Origin of the sequence: Tigheibacillus halophilus (genome assembly GCF_042683165.1) — a bacterium.
GTDB lineage: Bacteria > Bacillota > Bacilli > Bacillales > Amphibacillaceae > Tigheibacillus > Tigheibacillus halophilus.
Genome location: NZ_JBHUIZ010000018.1, coordinates 103917 through 122391, shown reverse-complemented (window position 1 = coordinate 122391; position 18475 = coordinate 103917). Strand labels below are relative to the sequence as shown.

Sequence of the window (18475 nt, the reverse complement as noted above, 5' to 3'; positions counted from 1 at the left end):
TCCAACCTAAACATTTTTTATACGCCACATATTTTTAGTATTACCTTGTGTGTAAGTATCCATATCCACATGCAGCAAATTCGTGGAAATACTGCATGACAATGATTAGCTTCCATGATTGATGCCATGTGCCATCCTGACATATTGCGCTTTTTTTTCATCCTTGATGATGGCTCCCAATTTAGCCAAGTCCTCTCGCAAATGCTTAGCGTCTTTCTCTTCATCCTCTTTTAACGCACGTTCACGGGCGTGAAGTAATGTATTTACATTTTCAGGGAAATCCGGATGCCCTAAAACCCAGCGCTGATACTGGCCTTCAAACGGGTCTTTCTCACACCAAGGATACTGATAGCGATGGAATGCCTCATGAGCTTTATCGACTTTTGTTTCCAAAATTCCTCTGTATAACTCATTGCTTTTTGTTCCAAGGAAGACGATCTGTTTTTTCTCCATAAAGATGGCAGATATATCTTTTTTTGCAATGGTTTCAATCCTGTCACCCAGCTTTAACCGCACGCTATGAAAGGAAATGGTCACCTCCAGGCTTTCCGCGAAAATGACAAAAGCCAACCATATCCCCCCGGCAATACCGATAAGAGCTGCCACAATTGAAACCCATACACTGTTAAAGGATGCGATGAGTTCAACAAGTTTTCCCCAAGGGACAATAGGCAGCTTTAATATCCAGCCAGCAATGACAGGGATAAACCAGCCAATCAGTCCGCCTGACAACACGGGAAGAAAAACAACAAGCAATTTTTCGGACTTACTGAACCCTAAGACCATTTCATGATTATGATTCATCAAGTCATTCCTTTCACTAGCTATGCTTAAACGATGCATAGCCTCCTACTTCACTATCTTCAAAATGCTTTTAGTCAGTTCTTCACTGTATTCTTCTATACTTATTTCATTTTGAAAGTTTAGCATGGATTCCGAGATTGCTCCTTGGATGAGAGTGGAAATCATTTGGGGGTTAAAAGCACAAAATTCCTTTGCTTGCTGTCCTTGGCGAAGTATATCTTCCAACAAAGCAGTTTTTGGGTCTTCCCCATCGTCCTTCAACAAATAATATGGGGTATGGTCTGGAGTACGCGCATTAAAGATAATTTCAATCAGTGCGATATTATTTGTTCTGTACATTACCTGATAAGCCAGGCTTACTTCGATAAAGGCCGATAGTTTTTCTATGAACAGCTGCCTTTGGCCTACCCTTTTTTGGATAAATGTCCATTCCTTTTCAATCAGATATTCCAGCGTATGGTTCATCAAATCCTCTTTTCCAGAGAAATGATAAGAAATAAGACCAGTGCTTATGTTGGCCTGTTTCGCGATTTTCGCCAAACTCGTACTTACATAACCAACCTCTTTTAGTACTTCAATAGCTGCCTTAATGATTTGCTCTCTTCTGGCTTCGGCTATAAAAGACTGGCGATCTTCCATACAACACTCACCCCGCAAGTTGATTAACCAATTATTTTATTGATTGATCGTTCAATTAATTTTATTATACATTTTTATTTTTTCCATTCAAAGAAAAAAGGTATCTGCAACAAACAAAAAACGTTGAGATACCTTTTCCTTTATTTGTTTTATAAATATGCGCCATGTTGTTCTGGCGTTAAAATTTAACCTCATCCTCATTTGTAACCACTAACAAAGATTTACCCTTATCTAATTCATTTTCCAGCTGCTGGGCTTTGGATTGGTCAAAACCAATCTCTTTCATTTTGGATATTAATGTGTCACTCTTTCCCCGGAAAATATTTTTCATGGCGGTGCCCACGCCTGTGACTCTGGCACCGATCTTATTAGCATCTGTTTTCTTTCTTGTTCTTCTATCGTGAGGATTATCATAGGCTAGAATATAAATATCATCGTCGTTCACACCGTTTTTTCTGATCTTGTCAATAGAGTCACTTAACTGTTCGTCATCATGGAAAATTTTAAATTTAGGATTCATTTCATCCGCCTCCCTTTCAATCTTTTACTGATTCGTTTTAGACCGATCTATTGCATTTTCAGCTTGCGATCGTATCATCATCACTGTGCAAGGCTGTATCCGTTTTGTTGTTATCCCGTATTCTTTTAGAACCTTTTGCGGATTTTGAGCTGTTCTTATTTTTTTTAGGATTTGTTTCTTTCATTTCAGGTACATTGTCTTTTTGTTGGCTTCCATCGGAATCTGCTTCGCCCTGCCCATTACCATCGATAATCTGGCTTAGTTTGTCCATTTTTCTTTCCAAGGAGCCTAGCCGCTTATTTATATTCTCATTTTCTTCCGCCAGGCTCTGATACCCATCAGAACTACCCGGTTCTTCATGTTCAGCTTCTGTTTCGCTGGAGAGCTCTTCTTCTCCCGCATTCATCTCAACCTCATTTTTCTCTTCGTTAGACAAACTGCTTCTATGCTTATTCAACAGATTTTTTGTAACTTCTGATCCCTTATCCTTTGTTGCCCTAGCCATCTCTGCACCTTTATCCTTCAAGTTAGTGTGCGTCAATAGCTTCTTGGCAGTATCTGCATCAGCAACATACCCGGCTGTTGCGCCCAGTATTCCACCAGCCACTGTTCTTTTAACTACACCGCCAGTAATCAAATTTTTCAGCTACTTCTTTTTATTAACCACCATTTTTCCTCCTTTCTTTTTCAGAGGTTTATTGATTCATCATACAAGGTCAAGGTCCAGCAAATCATTATTTTCCATAAAACTTTTCTTCAAAGAGATCGCATTTTATTCACACAATGAAATCTTGTGTTTGGTTTGAATGTACCCTCCTGGATATTCCTTAAAACACAAGGTTCAAGAAGCCACATTCTTTTTTTCATCTGTTTGATTTAAAAACGAAAAATAAGGGAGGGTCAATCCCAATAAGGCTACAACAAAAATAATCGAGCCAATCAATATGTATAAGGGACGCACACCCCAGGTTTCACTGAAAGCCCCTCCCACTAGTACGCCCAAAGGCATCATTCCTCTGATGATGAGGGAACGAACTGAAAAAACTTTTCCCATTAGATGATTTGGTATGGTTTGTTGACAAATGGTGAGATTATGCACATTGAAAAAAGCCATCATGACCCCAGCCACAATCTCCGTGCTTATCGCGAAAACAATAGAGTCTGTCACTCCTAAATTGATATAGGTCAGCCCCCCAATCATGAGAGAGCCCAGCATGAACACTCTTCTGCTATGAAAAGTGATTTTTCCAACCAGTAGTGTCCCAATAACGTATCCTAACGGGAAGCCTGCCATGAAATACCCATACGCAGCGTAACTTTCTCCTAACACATTAGTGATATATGGCACATTAGTAACCATTGTCACACCAACACCAAATTGTACAAACGCAAGAAAAATTCCTAGCCAGACTATTGTCTGCTGGTGAAAAAAATAGCTGATTCCTTCCATGAATTGTGATGCCCATGTACTTCTGACAGCATGTTTTTTTCTTTCTTCATGTATTCCCAGTAGCAAACTTCCGCTTAACAGAAGTAAAACACAGACAAAAATCAGTGTTACGTGAATTCCCGTAAATTCGATAACCATGCCTGCCATAACGGGGGCCAGAAATGTCATCAAACGTACCATGCCATCCACATATGCGTTGGCTGTGTGCAGTTGTTCCTTTGATACAATGGTAGGCAGGATTGCCTGGTTGGCAGGTACATATACAGGCGTTATCAGGCCGATAATCAATTGGACTGTGTATATATGCCAAGGAACAAGAGAATCCGTCAGATACCCGATCAGCGGGATGAAAAAGATGAGGCCCCTGCTCCAAAGCGCAAAGATCATTATCCATTTCCTACTCCATCTATCGATATATGGTCCGATGAACAACTGTAGCAGTAAAGAAGGCAAAAAGTATAACAACCACATACTTCCTAGCGCCAGCGATGAACCAGTTATTTCATAGATTAATAGTGAATTACAAAACGTTCCAAAAGCGCCTCCCAATTCAGAGGTCGCATTACCTACCCACATAGATGTGAAAGACTTGTTTGTAAAGATACCCAATTTCATAACCTTCTTCACCTATTCCGTGTCCTTCGTTGATGAAAAAACTCCATATTTCGCATTTTTCGCCAACACCCTTGACTCCTGGTTTAAAACCACCTTTCAGAATTCCACATAAAATGGATGTTTATCAGGATTCAGACAATCCGAGATCCTATGTCTGAAGTTTTTTAACGTGACCATTTCCAAAGCCTTGTCGATTGGAAAATACCCTACTTCCAGACTCTCTGGACTTGTGGATAGTTCCCCGCCAACCGGCTTTCCTAAAAATAGCGTGTTGCATATACCCCTTTTTAAATTTTGATATATTCCACAAAACTTCGTAATCTCGATATCTATGCCTGATTCCTCTTTTGTTTCCCTAATCGCAGCTCTCTTGATAGATTCTCCTTCTTCTACTTGTCCACCAGGCATTTCCCAACCTCTTTTTGGTCCCTTGATCAGTAAAATCTCATCGTTATCATTCAAAACGATCGCTGCTGCAGAAACAATATGTTTTGGTGTTGCCATAAAATCTCCCCCTCTTTTTGCTGCATGACTGCACTTTGTTCAATTAACGCTATCTATCTTTAAATCCTTCCAAACCCGCTTCCAATCTTTTCTATATAAACGTTCCTTATAAATTTTCATCCGTTCCTCTGTTTTGGTAAAAAAAGGAGTTGGCTTCACCTTTAAATTGACTGCATCGCTGATCCCATATGGAGCAGCTAAAACAACATTGTCTCCTTTTTCCAGCTTCACGCCCAATGCAGTCGCAGTCTCAGGAAATTTTGCAATGGCATCCACAGATGAAGAGTAAGGAGACACCTTATTTCTCATATGCATCCGGGCTTCATTCTTCACAGACCATGGGATGCTTGGCAAAATGGAATGTAACTTCCTTTCATATGCCTTTTCTTCCCTTTCGACCATATTTTGTGAATTAAAATAGATGACATCAATGTTAGGAATCGGTGTCCTTTCACGATGTTTATGTAATACATCCCATATCTTTGATCTGACAAACCCAGCACAAATCCACCAATCAGGTAAAAGTAATACTTGGGCAGCCCGAAGTATCTCCATCATCCACTCATCTTCTTCAATCAGTTCAACAAGGTCCCCTTCATTCATCACCTTTTCCCTCGTCCCCGCCGCTTTCTTAAACAAGAAGCAGTTGCTTGAATTCATAAAAATCACATGAGGAACAAGCATGTCTTTCCTTGTTCCTCATCGTTATTCATTATCTTGTTTTAACTTTGATTCCAATAATTTTCAAAAAGTGCTGTTCTATTTGATAACCCAGCGATTATCACTGAGAGTTTCCTCTTCTTTCTCCATCTTGATATTACCGATAAGAATCATGGGTAGGAGTAAATACATCCTCTTCTGCCTGTCTGACGATGGAGAAGTGTTCCACATTGTAGTGGCCATGAAGTGTTTTATTATGATGTCTTATAATTTGTTTTGCACTTAAAATGTCACTGTCTGTGGTCGAATGTCCATCACCAACCAATGTAACATCGAAACCATTTATAGTCGCTGTTCTTACAGCGCTATCTATACAATACTGTGTAGCGCAGCCCATTATCGCAATATGATTAACTGCTTGTGAATGCAAATGATCCAGCAGCCCCGTTCCATGGAAGGAGTTTGTTGCAGTTTTATCAAAAAATTTTGCATTTGCTGGTATGTTGATTCCCTCATGTACTTGAAATCCTTTTCCTTTGCCATCTGCTATATCCAGGTCTCTCACAAAAACAACCGGTACATTAGCTTTTCTTGCTTTCTCTATCACTAAATTGATATGCGTAATAAGCTGCTTATTATTAAAAACAGCTGTTTCCACCTCGCTCCCCTCAATTAAATCTTGTTGTGCATCAATGATTAACAACGCTTGATTCAAATCGTTTTCCCCCTTTTGATAATAGCGGCAGACGTATTGGCAACATGTTTCATCTGATACAGCACCTAATTGAATACAAGAAAACTTCATCTTATTATTCCGGCAAAACTGCCGCTTAACACTTGCTTCTCATACTGATTACTACAAATAAACGAAGCTGAAATAGATGTCCTGTTATTTTCCTGCTTTTTCAATTCATCAATTGTCACCTCACACACGATGGTATCCCCCGTAAAAACCGGTCTCAAAAACTCAAAATACATCGTACGGGCCAACACATTGTTATCCCCCCCTATTTTCGTCGGTAATGTAGCAGTCAATAACCCTTGAATAATAAGTCTCCCCTGTTCATCCGGTTCAGTGTGATGATTACCCGCATCCCCGGATAACTTTGTAAACAACGCAACATCTTCTTCGATGAATGCCCTTTCAAACTTAATGATATCTCCAACCTTTAGGTGCAACTGGACCCCTCCTTAAAATGTACAGTATTTAGAAAGCAATATTCTTCTTCATCGCTGGAAATTTTCCACTGATTAATAAAGCCACTGATTTTTAATCTGTTCATTTTCCAAAAATTGACGAACCAAATGATGCTGGCTTTATTATTTCCGCCGTCACATATGCTAACTGAAAGCCCGCCCTTTCTACGTTTCGCTGCGAGTCAGAGCCAGGATCTGTTTCAATAGTCGCTAGGCGGGCTCCTTGTTCTTTGGCAAAACGTAGTCTCCAGTCAATAAGCGCCGTCTGTAAACCATGTTTCCGATAAGAAAGCCGTGTACTCGTTGTAAAGAGAGAGGCCATATCGTTATTTATCGCTAGAATACCTCCTGCTGCAGCAATACCATCCTCTAAAGCGATAACTGGAAGACTGTTTTGCATCCTGAAAAATGCACGCTCTAAATCAAGGTTTTGGCTCTCAGACACTTGATCTGTATCAGCGAATCCTGCTGCAATGGCCTGAACCCACAACATTTCTTCATCTGCCTCAGCTATACGTATGCTAGAATCTGTTTCTTTCTCTTGAGGAGTCCACGCATCCAAATCCAGTACCCAACGATAGGAAAAGCTGTTTAACTCATAGCCGCGGCTTTGGGTCAAGGCGAGAAGGGAAGGATGTGCCAGCGGACACACTCTAATCACAGCAGGATAATCATGAGCGTGATAAAAATGCTCTATTTCATTTAAAATCGCTTCATCAACTGGAGAGGACATTCCAAGACCAACTGTCTCGTTGATTGGGCACTCCTCTCCCCCATAAACAGCTAGTGCATTTGTAAATTCAAGAAATTCTGCTGAAGTACCAAAACCAGAGTCGTTCCAAGCTTCAACAAGTTGCTTATTGCCTACTATTACATCATTTTCTATTTGATAAGCTAATTTTCCGTTAAGGAACAACGTCATTATTTCACTCCCTTTCTCCATACTAGCCATTGTGAGTTGCAAATCCTTATATATAAGGTTATTATAAGCTCAATCCTTTCTATGTTGAAGATAATGTTTGTACTTGAAACGATCAATAGGAAAGCGCCTTCAAATTAATAGAAAGGTAGAATCATTTTTAATTCGCTTGTTTCTATTCTGTTTAAATCAACATTATGTTTAAGGAGAAGATCATCATGATGCATGCACTTGTTGTTGGTGGCACTGGAATGTTATCAGACGTTTCACTATGGTTATCAAACCATGATTATCACGTATCTGTTATTGCACAAAATAAGCAAAAAATGGAAAACCTCATGGCAAAATCACGTAATAAATCCCGTTTATCCCCTGTACTCGTTGATTATCATGAGGATGAAAAACTAAAAGAAAAATTACTTGAAATATCAAAAAACCATGGGAAAATCCAGTTAGTTGTTGCTTGGATTCACTCTGATGCTAATCATGCCTTTTCTATCATCAGCCAGGTTATTGCTGAGACCGCTGATCATTGGCATATGTTTCATATATTGGGCAGCAGCGCAAATTTAAATGAATTGAAACAGGAATTGCATGTTGCGGACAATTGCAGTTATCATCAGGTTCAATTGGGCTTCATACGGTATCAGAATCAATCAAGGTGGTTGACCCATACAGAAATCTGTAACGGTGTCATTGATGCAATCAAGCGTGGTGATCCAACATATACCATTGGCATGACGGAACCCTGGGAACTCCGTCCTTAGCATTGGGCTTGCATTTATCAAACTATTCGTGCGGATAACATGTCTCATATTCATCTTTCATGAGCCAACTCTTGCACGCTCTGCCGCTTTCATCGTAAATTTCTTTCCCGACCTCTAACATTACACTTGTATCAGAATAAGGGTAGTCCTGCCCTTCATCATTTTCTATATAAATATTGTTTTCGTCTTCCCATTTGATTCCGAAATTGCTTTTCCCAACGCCATAATAAACCGTAGCGGTTTCATTGTTCTGCCGATTGGTAATGGTCACCCACACCTTCGCGCCACCAGCTGCATCGCCATAATTTTTATAATAAGCTTCGGCCGTATATTTTCCATGAGGAGAATCAATCGGTCCTTTGAAATATGTACCATCTCCAAGGTTGTTAAAGGTGAAGAAATATTTTCTGTATCCAATGATCAAGAAAATAGCAGCAAAAATGAATATGATTAATTTATATCTTTTTTTCATAAAAAACATCGCCTTCATGTTATTTCCCCAGGTATAACTGCCCCAGTAAAACCGACGGACCCACATGCGTTAATACGTGGAGTTAGATTGCCAAATATAGCATAACACCCAGCAATATAATCAGAATAAGTATCCCGGCACCTTTCCATCCCACACCAGCCACTAGATCCACGAGACTACTATTATTGGTACGGTTAAAAGCATCACCCACATTACCGGTTGGATTATTCTTTAATTCTTCTTGTCTTATCCTTTCCCTTCGTTCGTCCAAATTTTCTTTGTCAGACATGACGTTTTCTCCTTTCAACAGCAGTTATTTCATACTATGAAAAATGAACGATTTAGATTGCGCATCAGCTTGTTCAAATTCCCAATCGCCATATACTTTGACCTTCGAAAAACCGGCTTGTTCTAACGTATGCTGTATTTCTTCCATTGCCCTAAACTTCAATTGCATTTTTTCACATACTAATATTTCCTTGGTACTACTGATTTTAACAGTTTCATAAAAAGTGAAGATTCCGTCATCAAGACCTTCATAATCTGTTATAATTTCAAGTTGCTCACCACTGATAGGATGTTTCGCAAAATCAGGAGTCTTGTCCTGCATCCAAGTTTCCCACTCTTTTGCTAACGGATTCCGGGTATCAAAAATGAAATGCCCGCCATCTTTTAGTGCCCTATAGGCATCAGCAATCACCTGTTGCCAGCTCTCATCTGTTAAGAATACTTGTGCTACATTTGCCGTCATGATGACAACATCATAAGCATCCGACAGCAAATCACTGCTATCCCCGACCATCCAACTTACTTTGTCTGCAATTTTTTTTCTTTTGGCATGGTTAATCGCCTCTTGGTTCGGATCTATAGCTGTAATTTGATAACCTTCTTGTGCAACATGTACTGTCAGCCTTCCTGTGCCACACCCAAGATCAGCAATGTGCTTCGTGTTTATTTTTTTTAAAAGAGATAAAAAGAAATCATCATCTTTTCCCCAGCGATTTATTTGATCATATACGATCGGAATCATTCAGTTACCTTCTTTCTTCCAGCAAAGGGGTTTTCCGCATCTTGTAAAATACTAATTGCGTAGTTTAGTCCGTACATTTATACTACCATAATGAATCAATTTATTCAGAAAACATTTTCAAAACTCGTTTTATAGATTATTTCCGGTTGATCGTAAACATACTGCATAAACACAGTTAACTAAACGTGATTTTAGACTTTTACAGTATGTACTTTCTTCTTCCACCAACTATGTTTTAAGCAGAAATACACGAAAAGAAATGCAAAGAGGAACCAAAAGAAGATGCGTGGATACCCCACACACCTTCTTCAATAACCATGACATTATATTTAGAAATCATGCTTTAAGCATGCACATTTTTGAAAAAAACTTATGAAGCTATTTCCGCATTGGCCTGTTTAGCCAACTCAGCTTGTGGAATTTTCCATAGCTGTGTCCATCTTTTAATTGCAGCGATAATGATAACAAGGCCCAATATCAGCATAACAATCGACAAGACCCCATTTATCGCATTATATCCTGGATTGTCAGGGTTCAGGTAAACATTTTTAACCATCCAATACCCCGCTACATTGACGGATACATATAAGTAGGCAAGTGGAACGAGGCATGTCAGCATATACCATCGCTTATCCGCAATTTTCAACACAACTGTCGCCCCAATAATCAGTCCAATTGAAGCCATTAACTGGTTTGAAACACCGAACAGTGCCCACACGGAACTGATGTCACCGGAATACAACAAATAGCCCCAAACGATACAAGCAATTGCACTGGCAACAATATTAGCCGGTATAGAGTCCATCCTTTTCAACGGCTTGATAAAGTTCCCCAGGAAATCCTGGATTAGGTAACGCGCTGTTCGTGTTCCAGCGTCAATAGCGGTCAAAATAAATATCGCTTCAAATAAAATGACAAATTGATAAAAGTAGGCAGCTATTTTCTCAAAAATTGGTATTGCTTTAAAAATGTATGTCATCCCCACCGCAAGCGTGACTGCTCCGCCGGTTCGTCCCTCCAAATCCATGTTCACTTCTTTTTCCAGCTGTTCCAGATGCACGTGATGCAAACCTGTTTCGGCATATTGCTCCGGAGAGGAATTGATAGCGAAATAATCCCCCGGGTCTAATGAAACTGCTGCGATTAAAGCCATCAATGCTACTGCACATTCTACCAGCATTGCACCGAATGCGATGGGTTTTGCATCCTTCCAGCGATTGAGCATTTTCGGTGTGGTGCCTGATCCGACAAACACGTGAAATCCAGATATTGCACCGCAGGCAATGGTGATAGATACAAATGGCCAGACTGGACCTGCAACAACCGGCCCACCATCTAAAAACTCGGTAAAAGCAGGGAATTTAATAGATGGATTGATTGCAATAACTCCAATAATAAGTGCTGCAAACACCCCTACTTTCATAAATGTGCTCAAATAATCACGGGGCTGCAATAAAAGCCAGACAGGCAGAGCCGCTGCAAAAAACGCATAGACCGGTAAAATGATTGCTAACGTTTTGGTATCAAAAGTCAGCAAATTCCCTAGCCATGTACCATTTAGATAGTGACCAAATACAACTGCCAGCATAATCAGCGTAAAGCCAACAATTGTGGCCAGTTTTAAATTACCAGTTTTCTTATGATACAATCCGACTCCCATTGCAATCGGGATGGTAATGCCGACAGCAAAGGTTCCCCACGGGTTTCTTTCCAGTGCATTTAATACAACAAGGGAAAGCCCTGCCATCGTAATCGTGATGATAAACAACATCGCCATGCCCGTACAAAAACCTGCCACAGGACCCAATTCATCTTTCGCAACTTCTGAAAATGACTTACCATCTCTTCTCATGGAACAAAATAATACAACAAGGTCATGGACTGCCCCGCCGATGACCGCACCAATCAGCAGCCACAGCAAAGAAGGCAAATAACCGAACTGTGCCGCTAAAACCGGCCCTACTAATGGACCAGCCGCTGCAATTGCCGCAAAATGATGCCCAAAGGTCACCCATTTATTCGTCGGCACATAGTCTCTGCCGTCTTCTAATTTATGGGATGGTGTCGGCACATTGTTTTTCTCGTAATCATCTATCTTCAACACCTTTGACGCCATGAATGTCCCATATAGCCGATACGCAATTAACAGGATACAAATGGAACCGATAACAATTGTAATTGCATTCATTTTACTACTTCTCCCTTCTATTCCCCACTCAAGTAAAAAATCCCTGCAATTCGTCCAGCAGGCTAGATTAATTTACCTTTTGAATTTCTCATTCATTTTGTATGTGCCTAACATTATACAAAAATTTGGCAGTTTTCCTTTCAAAATTTCATAACATGTCAAAATCATTTGCTGAAACGCATGAAAACGAATACAAAATGCATTGGAGGAGCAGCGCACATCTTACGTCAACTATTCATTATTTGGTCAGCTGGCCCAAAGTCATCTCCATTGGAAGCATTTTCAATGCGGGTATATAATAAAATTAAGGAAGGTGAATGAGGATGAAAGTAAAATTGGATGATGCCTCCAGACTGTGGATTGCAGGGAAAGGAAATGAATTGACGGTTAAAACGGTGGATGTAAATGTTTGCTGTGCACCAAATGTCCATGACTTAGTAGCAGTACCAGGCAAACCAAAAAACACCGACTTCTTCCATAAAATATCCGTAAAAAGCATTAATATCTATATTCAAAAAGGAATCAACCCGAAAAAAACGCTCATGTTGTCTTTATCTGGGATAAGCCTCTTCAAGTCTATATCCGCCCGGCTTCTATAGTTGCTTTTAACCAATTGAAAAGGCATAGCCATTGTTGGGCTATGCCGGAAAAGGTCAAACCATATGGGATGCTGCCAATTACAACAATTTGTTTGATTCACATCTAATATTTCTTCAGTATAAAATCCTGTCACTCACTCATCCCCCAAATGTGTCCATTGGTGACCCTGTCATATCAACTCAACCGCGGCCATTTGTCCACTCCATTAACCAATTGAGCCCCTTATTGATTTTTCTTACCTTCTTGAAACCGCATTTTTCGTAACACTTTATTGCCCTCATGTTTGAAACATCAGGATCCAAAATAATAATATCGACATCTGTATGCAGGCGTATATACGCAATGAATTTACTAACCATGATCGTCCCTAAACCTTTGTTGAAAAGGTCAGGGATACCAATGAATTGATCAATCCCGTAAACACAGAGCTTTGAAGCATAACCAAATTCCTTCTTTTCATCTTCATCTATCTTATATCGTTGCATAAACCCTACAGGGGCACTATTTAATTCCACAATATAAGGATGTACAGGGATGTCACCATTTACTCTTGGTGCGTATTTACGCTTGACCTCTTCTAGAGTAAATGGCGAATTCATATCACCGTAAAACTCCAAAACCTCTTTCGTACTTAACCATTTGCCCATGATTTCATAGTCGGTATGCTCCATATTCCTAATCGATACATATCCAGCATTCATGATGAGTCTCCCTGAGTTTTTTTTGTTTATTTTTAAATTTAATAATGGAAATTAAAGTGAGGTATTGAAATGAGATCTTGGCTGCTTTAAACCACTCCGAATTTTCATCCAGACCATTTTTTTACAATTGCCATATAATCAAGATCTGCAAATTGATCCCTAATCATAATGATGCCCTATGATTAATAATTCCACAGCAAACAAGGTTTTCATATTTATTTTCTTTTTTTTACATGGTCCATAAATACTCCTTCTGTTTTCATACCTATCTTTTGCAAAACCTTTCAAGACTGAAATACGTATTATTTATTGTAAATTCCATAGAAAAATCCTTTCATTGTATGTTCTGCTAAGAAAAATTTCAACCACGTAGTATGTAAGGCTGAAACAGAATATATAAGTCTAACAATTGACCAACTACTCCACGGTGTTTTTCGGTCTTAAAAAAAGTGTATCATCCATAAATTTGGACAAATCCATCGATGGATACGCCTTCTGTACTAATTGATAGATCTCCTGGATAACCATCTCCAATTCTCTAAGACCACTTCTAGGATGTTCTAATAAAATAGCGGTCAAACGGTACGATAGATTTTCTGGGACAATTTTCATTTTTTCAAGAGAACGTTGTTGCCATTTAAAAACTGGGTGATGAACATACAATTGATTGAGACCGAATAATACTCCCATCAGATTTTCCTGAGCAGAAACAATTAACTTATAAAGCAATAGCCAATCTTCTCTGTCAAGCAAAGCCTTACGGTTATCCCATTTACTTCCAAGATACATATTGCTTCGTATCATGGCTCCACTCAACTCCTTAGGATAAACCTCCACTTTTTTCTTGAGTTGAGCCATAATTTCTTCCCCAGCCAGCGATATACCATCATGGACTGAAGCTACAAGACATTGTTTATGTAGATCAGTATCACAATCTATAATTACATCGTTAATAACTTTTTGCATACTATTCGTTAGAAAATTGCTTATCTCTAATTTAACTCCTTGCGTTATAAAGGATTCTGACCATTCCTCTTCTTCATAAGGATGAAAATCGATAATATGACCATGTAAATGATTGATTGGGATGTTTCTATCCTCTTCGGTTGGACTTACATTCCAAAGTACAAACAGCTCGATGTCAGAGTGCTCATCTTGCCAACCGCGTGCAACGGAGCCCCCAAGCAATACAGCTTCAACCTTTGGATTTTGTTTATAAACCTTTGAAACTTCTGAAGCAAACGTTTTTAAATTCATGGTATACTCCTTTTCTTATAACAGCGGTGAAATAAAACCGCCGCATCACTTAACAAAAGAACTTAATTAGTTTGTAATTTTACTGCCCTGGTGGCAATAAATGTCTTAATGTATTTGTCCAACATCCGTGATCCGCCAAAATCATCTTCATAAAAACCTGTAATAAGTAGTCCAGCATTTATTTGTCCTTGGATTTGATCCTCCAGTGTATGTGCATATTCTATCGTTTCGCTTGTTTTAATATGGGCTTGCACTTCTTCTGCGGATAAATAATCCAAGGTTGAAGAAGGTATAGTATGTTTGACCTCAAGGATACCTTTTCTTTCTTGCATTTCATCAAAAATCCATAGTAAGGGATTTGTAAACCCCGCAATCAAAACACCTTTGTTTTTTAAAACCCTCGCTGCCTCATTCCATACAGGCTGAACATTTTCAACAAATAAATTAGAAACAGGGTGGATCACCATATCAAAATGTTCCGCTTTAAAATTACTTAAATCACTCATATCCCCCTGCACAGTTTTCAATGGTAAACCATCACGTCTAGCTACTCTTTCATCTTGTTCCAGTTGTTTTTCAGAAATATCATAAACTACTACATCCGCTCCGGCCGCAGACAAAATTGGTCCTTGTTGCCCTCCGCCTGAAGCTAAACAAAGTATTTTTAAGCCGCTTAATGAATGCGGAAACCAATCTTTTGGTACTGATTTTTCAGTGGTGACAGTGATCTCCCATTCACCGGATTTACTTTTTTCAATCACTTCCCTGCTTACAGATTGTGTATATCTGGATTCCTCTTCTACCTTCTTATCCCATGCCTTGCTGTTATGTTGGGTTACCTCCATTTAAATCCCTCCACCCCGTATTTGTTCAGTAATTCCATATCATCCAGCATTTACTATATCATTTGTCCCTTTTTCAATAAATATCCCACAATAATTAAGATTTAAATAATTCAAACCGTCTTTATACACATTTAACGCTATTTTGGCCAAATTGAATGGTCCCGCATGACCCTTATAGGCTGTTACGGCAATATATTACGGCTTGGTGACCTAACAGTTCTCGCTCGATGTTCTGTGCCAAAATTTTACTCCTGCACAAAATAAAAAAAGTTCGTTTCTCATTCATTGCTGACCATCTGCTGCTGTCTGCCATACACGTTAAAAATAGGCGTGAACTTGACTTCGTTTCACGCCCAATGCCAAGGAACAATCATCCTCGTCATTTTACAAATCAAACACTGAATCTAATTTAATCACAAGGTCATCAAATAGGGAGACTTCCACCTGATCTTCTTCCGTATACAATTCCGGTCGTCCATATTTCCCATTACGCTGCAGTGAGAAGACACTAACGATTTTTTCTTTGGGTTCGATCATCCAGTATTCCTGGACACCATACTGTTCATAAATATGAAATTTCTCGATTTTGTCTTTTCTTGCGGTAGATGGCGAGATAATCTCAACAATCAAATCCGGACTGCCTTTGCAGCCCCGGTCATCCAGTTTTTCTTTATCGCAAACAACTGAAATATCAGGCTCCAACACATATTTGCTCCGGGCATCGTCAGCATTTTCATTTTCCGGATCGAGCACGACATGAAATGGTGCTGGATATACTTTATAATCCTTATCCAACAAATAGTTAGCTAACTGCCGATGTACGTCCGATAGCACTTCCTGGTGAATTCTCGAAGGTGCAGCCTGTAAATAAGGTACGCCGTCAATGATTTCAATCCTTTCATTTTCCGGCCACGATAAATAATCAGCATACGTATAGACACGTTCTTTTTTTGGAAATGACACATCAATCACCCCAATCAAATGTTATATAGATTATATCATTAAACAGGCGACTGGTTCGACTTGCATATGATAAAACTTGGTATAGTAGTGAAAAGGAAATATTGCCGCTAAAAAATTTAATAGTCAAAACGGATGGAAAAACCAACCAAAATTAATTTCATCTGCCGTCTCAACTGAGCCTCTCCCGATTATGGCGGAAAAATGGTTATTAGACATGGCAGAAACCAATATTTCAAAAAAAGATTATTCAACCTCTGTCCGGCTGGGACTCCCCTTTAACCCGCTTTAAGGTCGCCACGATAAGAAAGCTGACAATCACCAATAGCACCCAGGAACTTACTTTACCTAAATGAACGAGACTCCAAGCCTCGGCTTGATTCGGATATTCCCAAGCCCCGAAAAACGTTGTGATGTTTTCGGCTATCCATATGAAAAATCCGATGAGCACAAATGAAAGTGCAAGCGGCATACGATAGCGCGTCCCCCCAACCTCGTATGAGACCCATGATTTCCAAAAGACGATAATCACGGATACAAATAACCATAAGCGGATGTCAATCCAATAATGGTGCGTGAAAAAGTTCAAATAAATGGCTGCGGCGAGAGATACAACGATCAAAAACGGCGGCCACTTAACCAGTTTTACCTGAAGCCGTCTCCATGCCTGACAAAGATAACTTGCTACACTGGCGTACATGAATCCACTATACAAAGGCACACCGCCAATTTTGACATAGCCATCCTCCGGGTAAGACCAGGAGCCCATATGTACCTTGAAAAGCTCAAGCGCAAGTCCAATGAGGTGAAACAATGTGATCACCTTCAGTTCATCCCTAGTCTCGAGTCCAGAACGAACCATCCACCATTGCATTAAAAGACAGATGATCAGCAGCCAGTCATATCTCGGCAACATAGGGAGCGGCACCATTTTTGTGATAGCCAAAGAGAGAAAAATAACGACGGGAAACAAACATGACAGTGCCTGTTCCCAACCAAAGAAAATCAGTTGTTTAAGCGAATTCCCGATTTTTGTCTTCAAAGCTTTCTTTTCGGAAATATGTTGGATGGTTACACTCATACGGCACTCCTTTTGTGAATTTGTTTCATTGAAATGGCGGAAAAAGGTAATTTCCTTGCAATACCTTCTTTATGATTCATTTCGAGATGCTTCATCTTCCCGGTATTCCAAAATATCTCCTGGCTGACATGCTAAAGCCTTACAAATTGCATCCAAAGTAGTTAACCGAATCGCCTTTGCTTTTCCATTTTTCAATATGGAGAGATTAGCCATCGTGATGCCGACCCTCTCGGACAGTTCGGTAACGCTCATTTTCCTTTTAGCCAGCATTACATCAATATTGATTATAATTGCCATATTATTCACCTCAGACCGTCAAATCATTTTCAGTTTTTATATGAATAGCTTCTTGTAATAGTCTTTGGAGAACAGCCGCAAAGACCGCGATAATCAATGAACCAAAAATAATGATTAATCCCAGCGCGATAATACCAGGGGCGTCATCCTTTTCTGCCAGTAAATAAAATAGCGGCATCCCTGCCACATACAAGATACTGATTGTGCCTGCGCAGTATTTTATCTTTTTTAATGCACTTACTGAAACCTGGGAAAAAGCAATATTCTTGTCAATATAGCTTAATAGCTTTAAAGCCTGATACAGCGCAAAGTAATAGGGTATCGCTGCCGCATACATGATAATTAAAACCAAATATTTTATATAAGCTGATTCTGGATATAATCCGGCGGCATAAATCCCGATTCTAGGCACCACAAATATGCACAAAGCTAGAATTGGAAGACCGATAAGAACGACCGCGATCTTTAGAAAGAGTGTAGATCCTCGTGTCATCAAACACACCTCATTTATTTTAATGTGATATTATCTTAACAAATAATTTATCGAATTACAATAAATAATTATTAAATTGTAATGTTTTATTATTGTGATTCAACTCAAAAGATGAATGCTTGAAGGATTTTATCTTTGCGGGTGAACTAAAAAACCCCGAATTCACAAAAGACTTCATGTGAATTCGGGGCCAGATGTTGAAATGAACCTTAAAACATTCAAATCTTCGCGAATGTATATGGCAAATGTTATTCCAATATTTCCTTTACTCTGCCAACCTTGCCACCTTCGAGCCGGACTTTAATACCATGAGGATGATTGGCTGCGTTTGTTAATATGTCCATCACCACCCCTTCTGTTAATTTTCCTGAGCGCTGATCTTGCTTTTGCACCACTTTTACTCTTGTACCTTGTTTAATATTTTCCCTTTTTGTTCCCTGCATATCATCACTCCTTGCGTGACTAAGCCTTAGTCT

General features: G+C 39.5%; 24 protein-coding genes. 2 read left to right on the top strand and 22 right to left on the bottom strand.

The genetic code is table 11. From position 1 onward, the window contains the following. Positions 1–105: 105 nt before the first annotated feature. The 10 genes from ACFSMW_RS19560 to ACFSMW_RS19515 all read right to left on the bottom strand — a co-directional run bounded on the left by ACFSMW_RS19560 (position 106) and on the right by ACFSMW_RS19515 (position 7341). A complete protein-coding gene (locus ACFSMW_RS19560) occupies positions 106–843 on the bottom strand; it encodes a YqeB family protein (RefSeq protein WP_390357992.1) in 738 nt (245 codons plus the stop codon). A 6-nt stretch (positions 844–849) separates the two neighbouring features. Next, the gene (locus ACFSMW_RS19555; RefSeq protein ID WP_390357991.1) at positions 850–1443 is read right to left on the bottom strand and encodes a TetR/AcrR family transcriptional regulator; all 594 of its coding nucleotides are present in this window, start codon (positions 1441–1443) and stop codon (positions 850–852) included. Positions 1444–1621: 178 nt separating this feature from the next. Beyond that, positions 1622–1963: a YflT domain-containing protein gene (locus tag ACFSMW_RS19550; protein ID WP_390357990.1), complete on the bottom strand. Its 342-nt coding sequence runs from the start codon at positions 1961–1963 to the stop codon at positions 1622–1624. A 58-nt stretch (positions 1964–2021) separates the two neighbouring features. Next, positions 2022–2600, bottom strand: coding sequence for a GvpT/GvpP family gas vesicle accessory protein (gene gvpT / locus ACFSMW_RS19545; RefSeq protein ID WP_390357989.1), 579 nt, complete (start codon positions 2598–2600; stop codon positions 2022–2024). Between the two features lie 204 nt (positions 2601–2804). Then, positions 2805–4028 (bottom strand): MFS transporter, encoded by a 1224-nt coding sequence (locus ACFSMW_RS19540; protein ID WP_390357988.1) that lies wholly within the window; start codon positions 4026–4028, stop codon positions 2805–2807. Between the two features lie 96 nt (positions 4029–4124). Beyond that, positions 4125–4532: an NUDIX hydrolase gene (locus tag ACFSMW_RS19535; RefSeq protein WP_390357987.1), complete on the bottom strand. Its 408-nt coding sequence runs from the start codon at positions 4530–4532 to the stop codon at positions 4125–4127. A gap of 39 nt (positions 4533–4571) precedes the next feature. Then, positions 4572–5135, bottom strand: coding sequence for a nucleotidyltransferase family protein (locus ACFSMW_RS19530; protein WP_390357986.1), 564 nt, complete (start codon positions 5133–5135; stop codon positions 4572–4574). Positions 5136–5349: 214 nt separating this feature from the next. Beyond that, on the bottom strand, positions 5350–5907 hold the full coding sequence (locus ACFSMW_RS19525) for a cysteine hydrolase family protein (RefSeq protein ID WP_390357985.1): 558 nt from the start codon (positions 5905–5907) through the stop codon (positions 5350–5352). A gap of 86 nt (positions 5908–5993) precedes the next feature. Continuing rightward, positions 5994–6371, bottom strand: coding sequence for a hotdog family protein (locus ACFSMW_RS19520; RefSeq protein ID WP_390357984.1), 378 nt, complete (start codon positions 6369–6371; stop codon positions 5994–5996). A gap of 100 nt (positions 6372–6471) precedes the next feature. After that, the gene (locus ACFSMW_RS19515; RefSeq protein WP_390357983.1) at positions 6472–7341 is read right to left on the bottom strand and encodes a GNAT family N-acetyltransferase; all 870 of its coding nucleotides are present in this window, start codon (positions 7339–7341) and stop codon (positions 6472–6474) included. Positions 7342–7526: 185 nt separating this feature from the next. Between ACFSMW_RS19515 and ACFSMW_RS19510 the strand changes: the two genes are divergently transcribed. Next, positions 7527–8075 carry a short-chain dehydrogenase gene (locus ACFSMW_RS19510; RefSeq protein ID WP_390357982.1) on the top strand — a complete coding sequence of 183 codons (549 nt, stop codon included), beginning with the start codon at positions 7527–7529 and terminating at the stop codon, positions 8073–8075. A gap of 22 nt (positions 8076–8097) precedes the next feature. On the opposite strand, the gene ACFSMW_RS19505 is transcribed toward ACFSMW_RS19510, so the two are convergent. The 4 genes from ACFSMW_RS19505 to ACFSMW_RS19490 all read right to left on the bottom strand — a co-directional run bounded on the left by ACFSMW_RS19505 (position 8098) and on the right by ACFSMW_RS19490 (position 11765). Further along, entirely contained in the window at positions 8098–8547 is a 450-nt protein-coding gene (locus ACFSMW_RS19505; RefSeq protein WP_390357981.1) for a DUF5412 family protein, read from the bottom strand. A gap of 82 nt (positions 8548–8629) precedes the next feature. Beyond that, positions 8630–8836: a DUF6366 family protein gene (locus ACFSMW_RS19500; protein ID WP_390357980.1), complete on the bottom strand. Its 207-nt coding sequence runs from the start codon at positions 8834–8836 to the stop codon at positions 8630–8632. A gap of 24 nt (positions 8837–8860) precedes the next feature. Continuing rightward, entirely contained in the window at positions 8861–9577 is a 717-nt protein-coding gene (locus ACFSMW_RS19495) for a class I SAM-dependent methyltransferase (protein WP_390357979.1), read from the bottom strand. A 370-nt stretch (positions 9578–9947) separates the two neighbouring features. Then, positions 9948–11765 carry a carbon starvation CstA family protein gene (locus ACFSMW_RS19490; protein ID WP_390357978.1) on the bottom strand — a complete coding sequence of 606 codons (1818 nt, stop codon included), beginning with the start codon at positions 11763–11765 and terminating at the stop codon, positions 9948–9950. Between the two features lie 323 nt (positions 11766–12088). Here ACFSMW_RS19490 and ACFSMW_RS19485 point away from each other — a divergent pair, with 323 nt between their 5' ends. Beyond that, positions 12089–12364, top strand: a complete 276-nt coding sequence (locus ACFSMW_RS19485) for a CC/Se motif family (seleno)protein (protein WP_390357977.1) — start codon at positions 12089–12091, stop codon at positions 12362–12364. 180 nt (positions 12365–12544) lie between these two features. Here ACFSMW_RS19485 and ACFSMW_RS19480 read toward each other — a convergent pair whose 3' ends face one another. From ACFSMW_RS19480 to ACFSMW_RS19445, 8 genes are all read right to left on the bottom strand, one after another. Beyond that, entirely contained in the window at positions 12545–13066 is a 522-nt protein-coding gene (locus ACFSMW_RS19480) for a GNAT family N-acetyltransferase (protein ID WP_390357976.1), read from the bottom strand. A gap of 417 nt (positions 13067–13483) precedes the next feature. Then, the gene (locus ACFSMW_RS19475) at positions 13484–14323 is read right to left on the bottom strand and encodes a DUF4037 domain-containing protein (protein ID WP_390357975.1); all 840 of its coding nucleotides are present in this window, start codon (positions 14321–14323) and stop codon (positions 13484–13486) included. A gap of 62 nt (positions 14324–14385) precedes the next feature. Continuing rightward, a complete protein-coding gene (locus ACFSMW_RS19470) occupies positions 14386–15168 on the bottom strand; it encodes a class I SAM-dependent methyltransferase (RefSeq protein ID WP_390357974.1) in 783 nt (260 codons plus the stop codon). Between the two features lie 384 nt (positions 15169–15552). Then, positions 15553–16131: a Uma2 family endonuclease gene (locus ACFSMW_RS19465; RefSeq protein ID WP_390357973.1), complete on the bottom strand. Its 579-nt coding sequence runs from the start codon at positions 16129–16131 to the stop codon at positions 15553–15555. A 247-nt stretch (positions 16132–16378) separates the two neighbouring features. Then, on the bottom strand, positions 16379–17209 hold the full coding sequence (locus tag ACFSMW_RS19460; protein ID WP_390357972.1) for a DUF817 domain-containing protein: 831 nt from the start codon (positions 17207–17209) through the stop codon (positions 16379–16381). A 69-nt stretch (positions 17210–17278) separates the two neighbouring features. Then, positions 17279–17506: a helix-turn-helix domain-containing protein gene (locus tag ACFSMW_RS19455; RefSeq protein ID WP_390357971.1), complete on the bottom strand. Its 228-nt coding sequence runs from the start codon at positions 17504–17506 to the stop codon at positions 17279–17281. Positions 17507–17516: 10 nt separating this feature from the next. Continuing rightward, a complete protein-coding gene (locus ACFSMW_RS19450) occupies positions 17517–17999 on the bottom strand; it encodes a DUF2975 domain-containing protein (RefSeq protein ID WP_390357970.1) in 483 nt (160 codons plus the stop codon). 248 nt (positions 18000–18247) lie between these two features. Next, entirely contained in the window at positions 18248–18442 is a 195-nt protein-coding gene (locus tag ACFSMW_RS19445; protein ID WP_390357969.1) for a YwbE family protein, read from the bottom strand. Between the last annotated feature and the right edge of the window lie 33 nt (positions 18443–18475).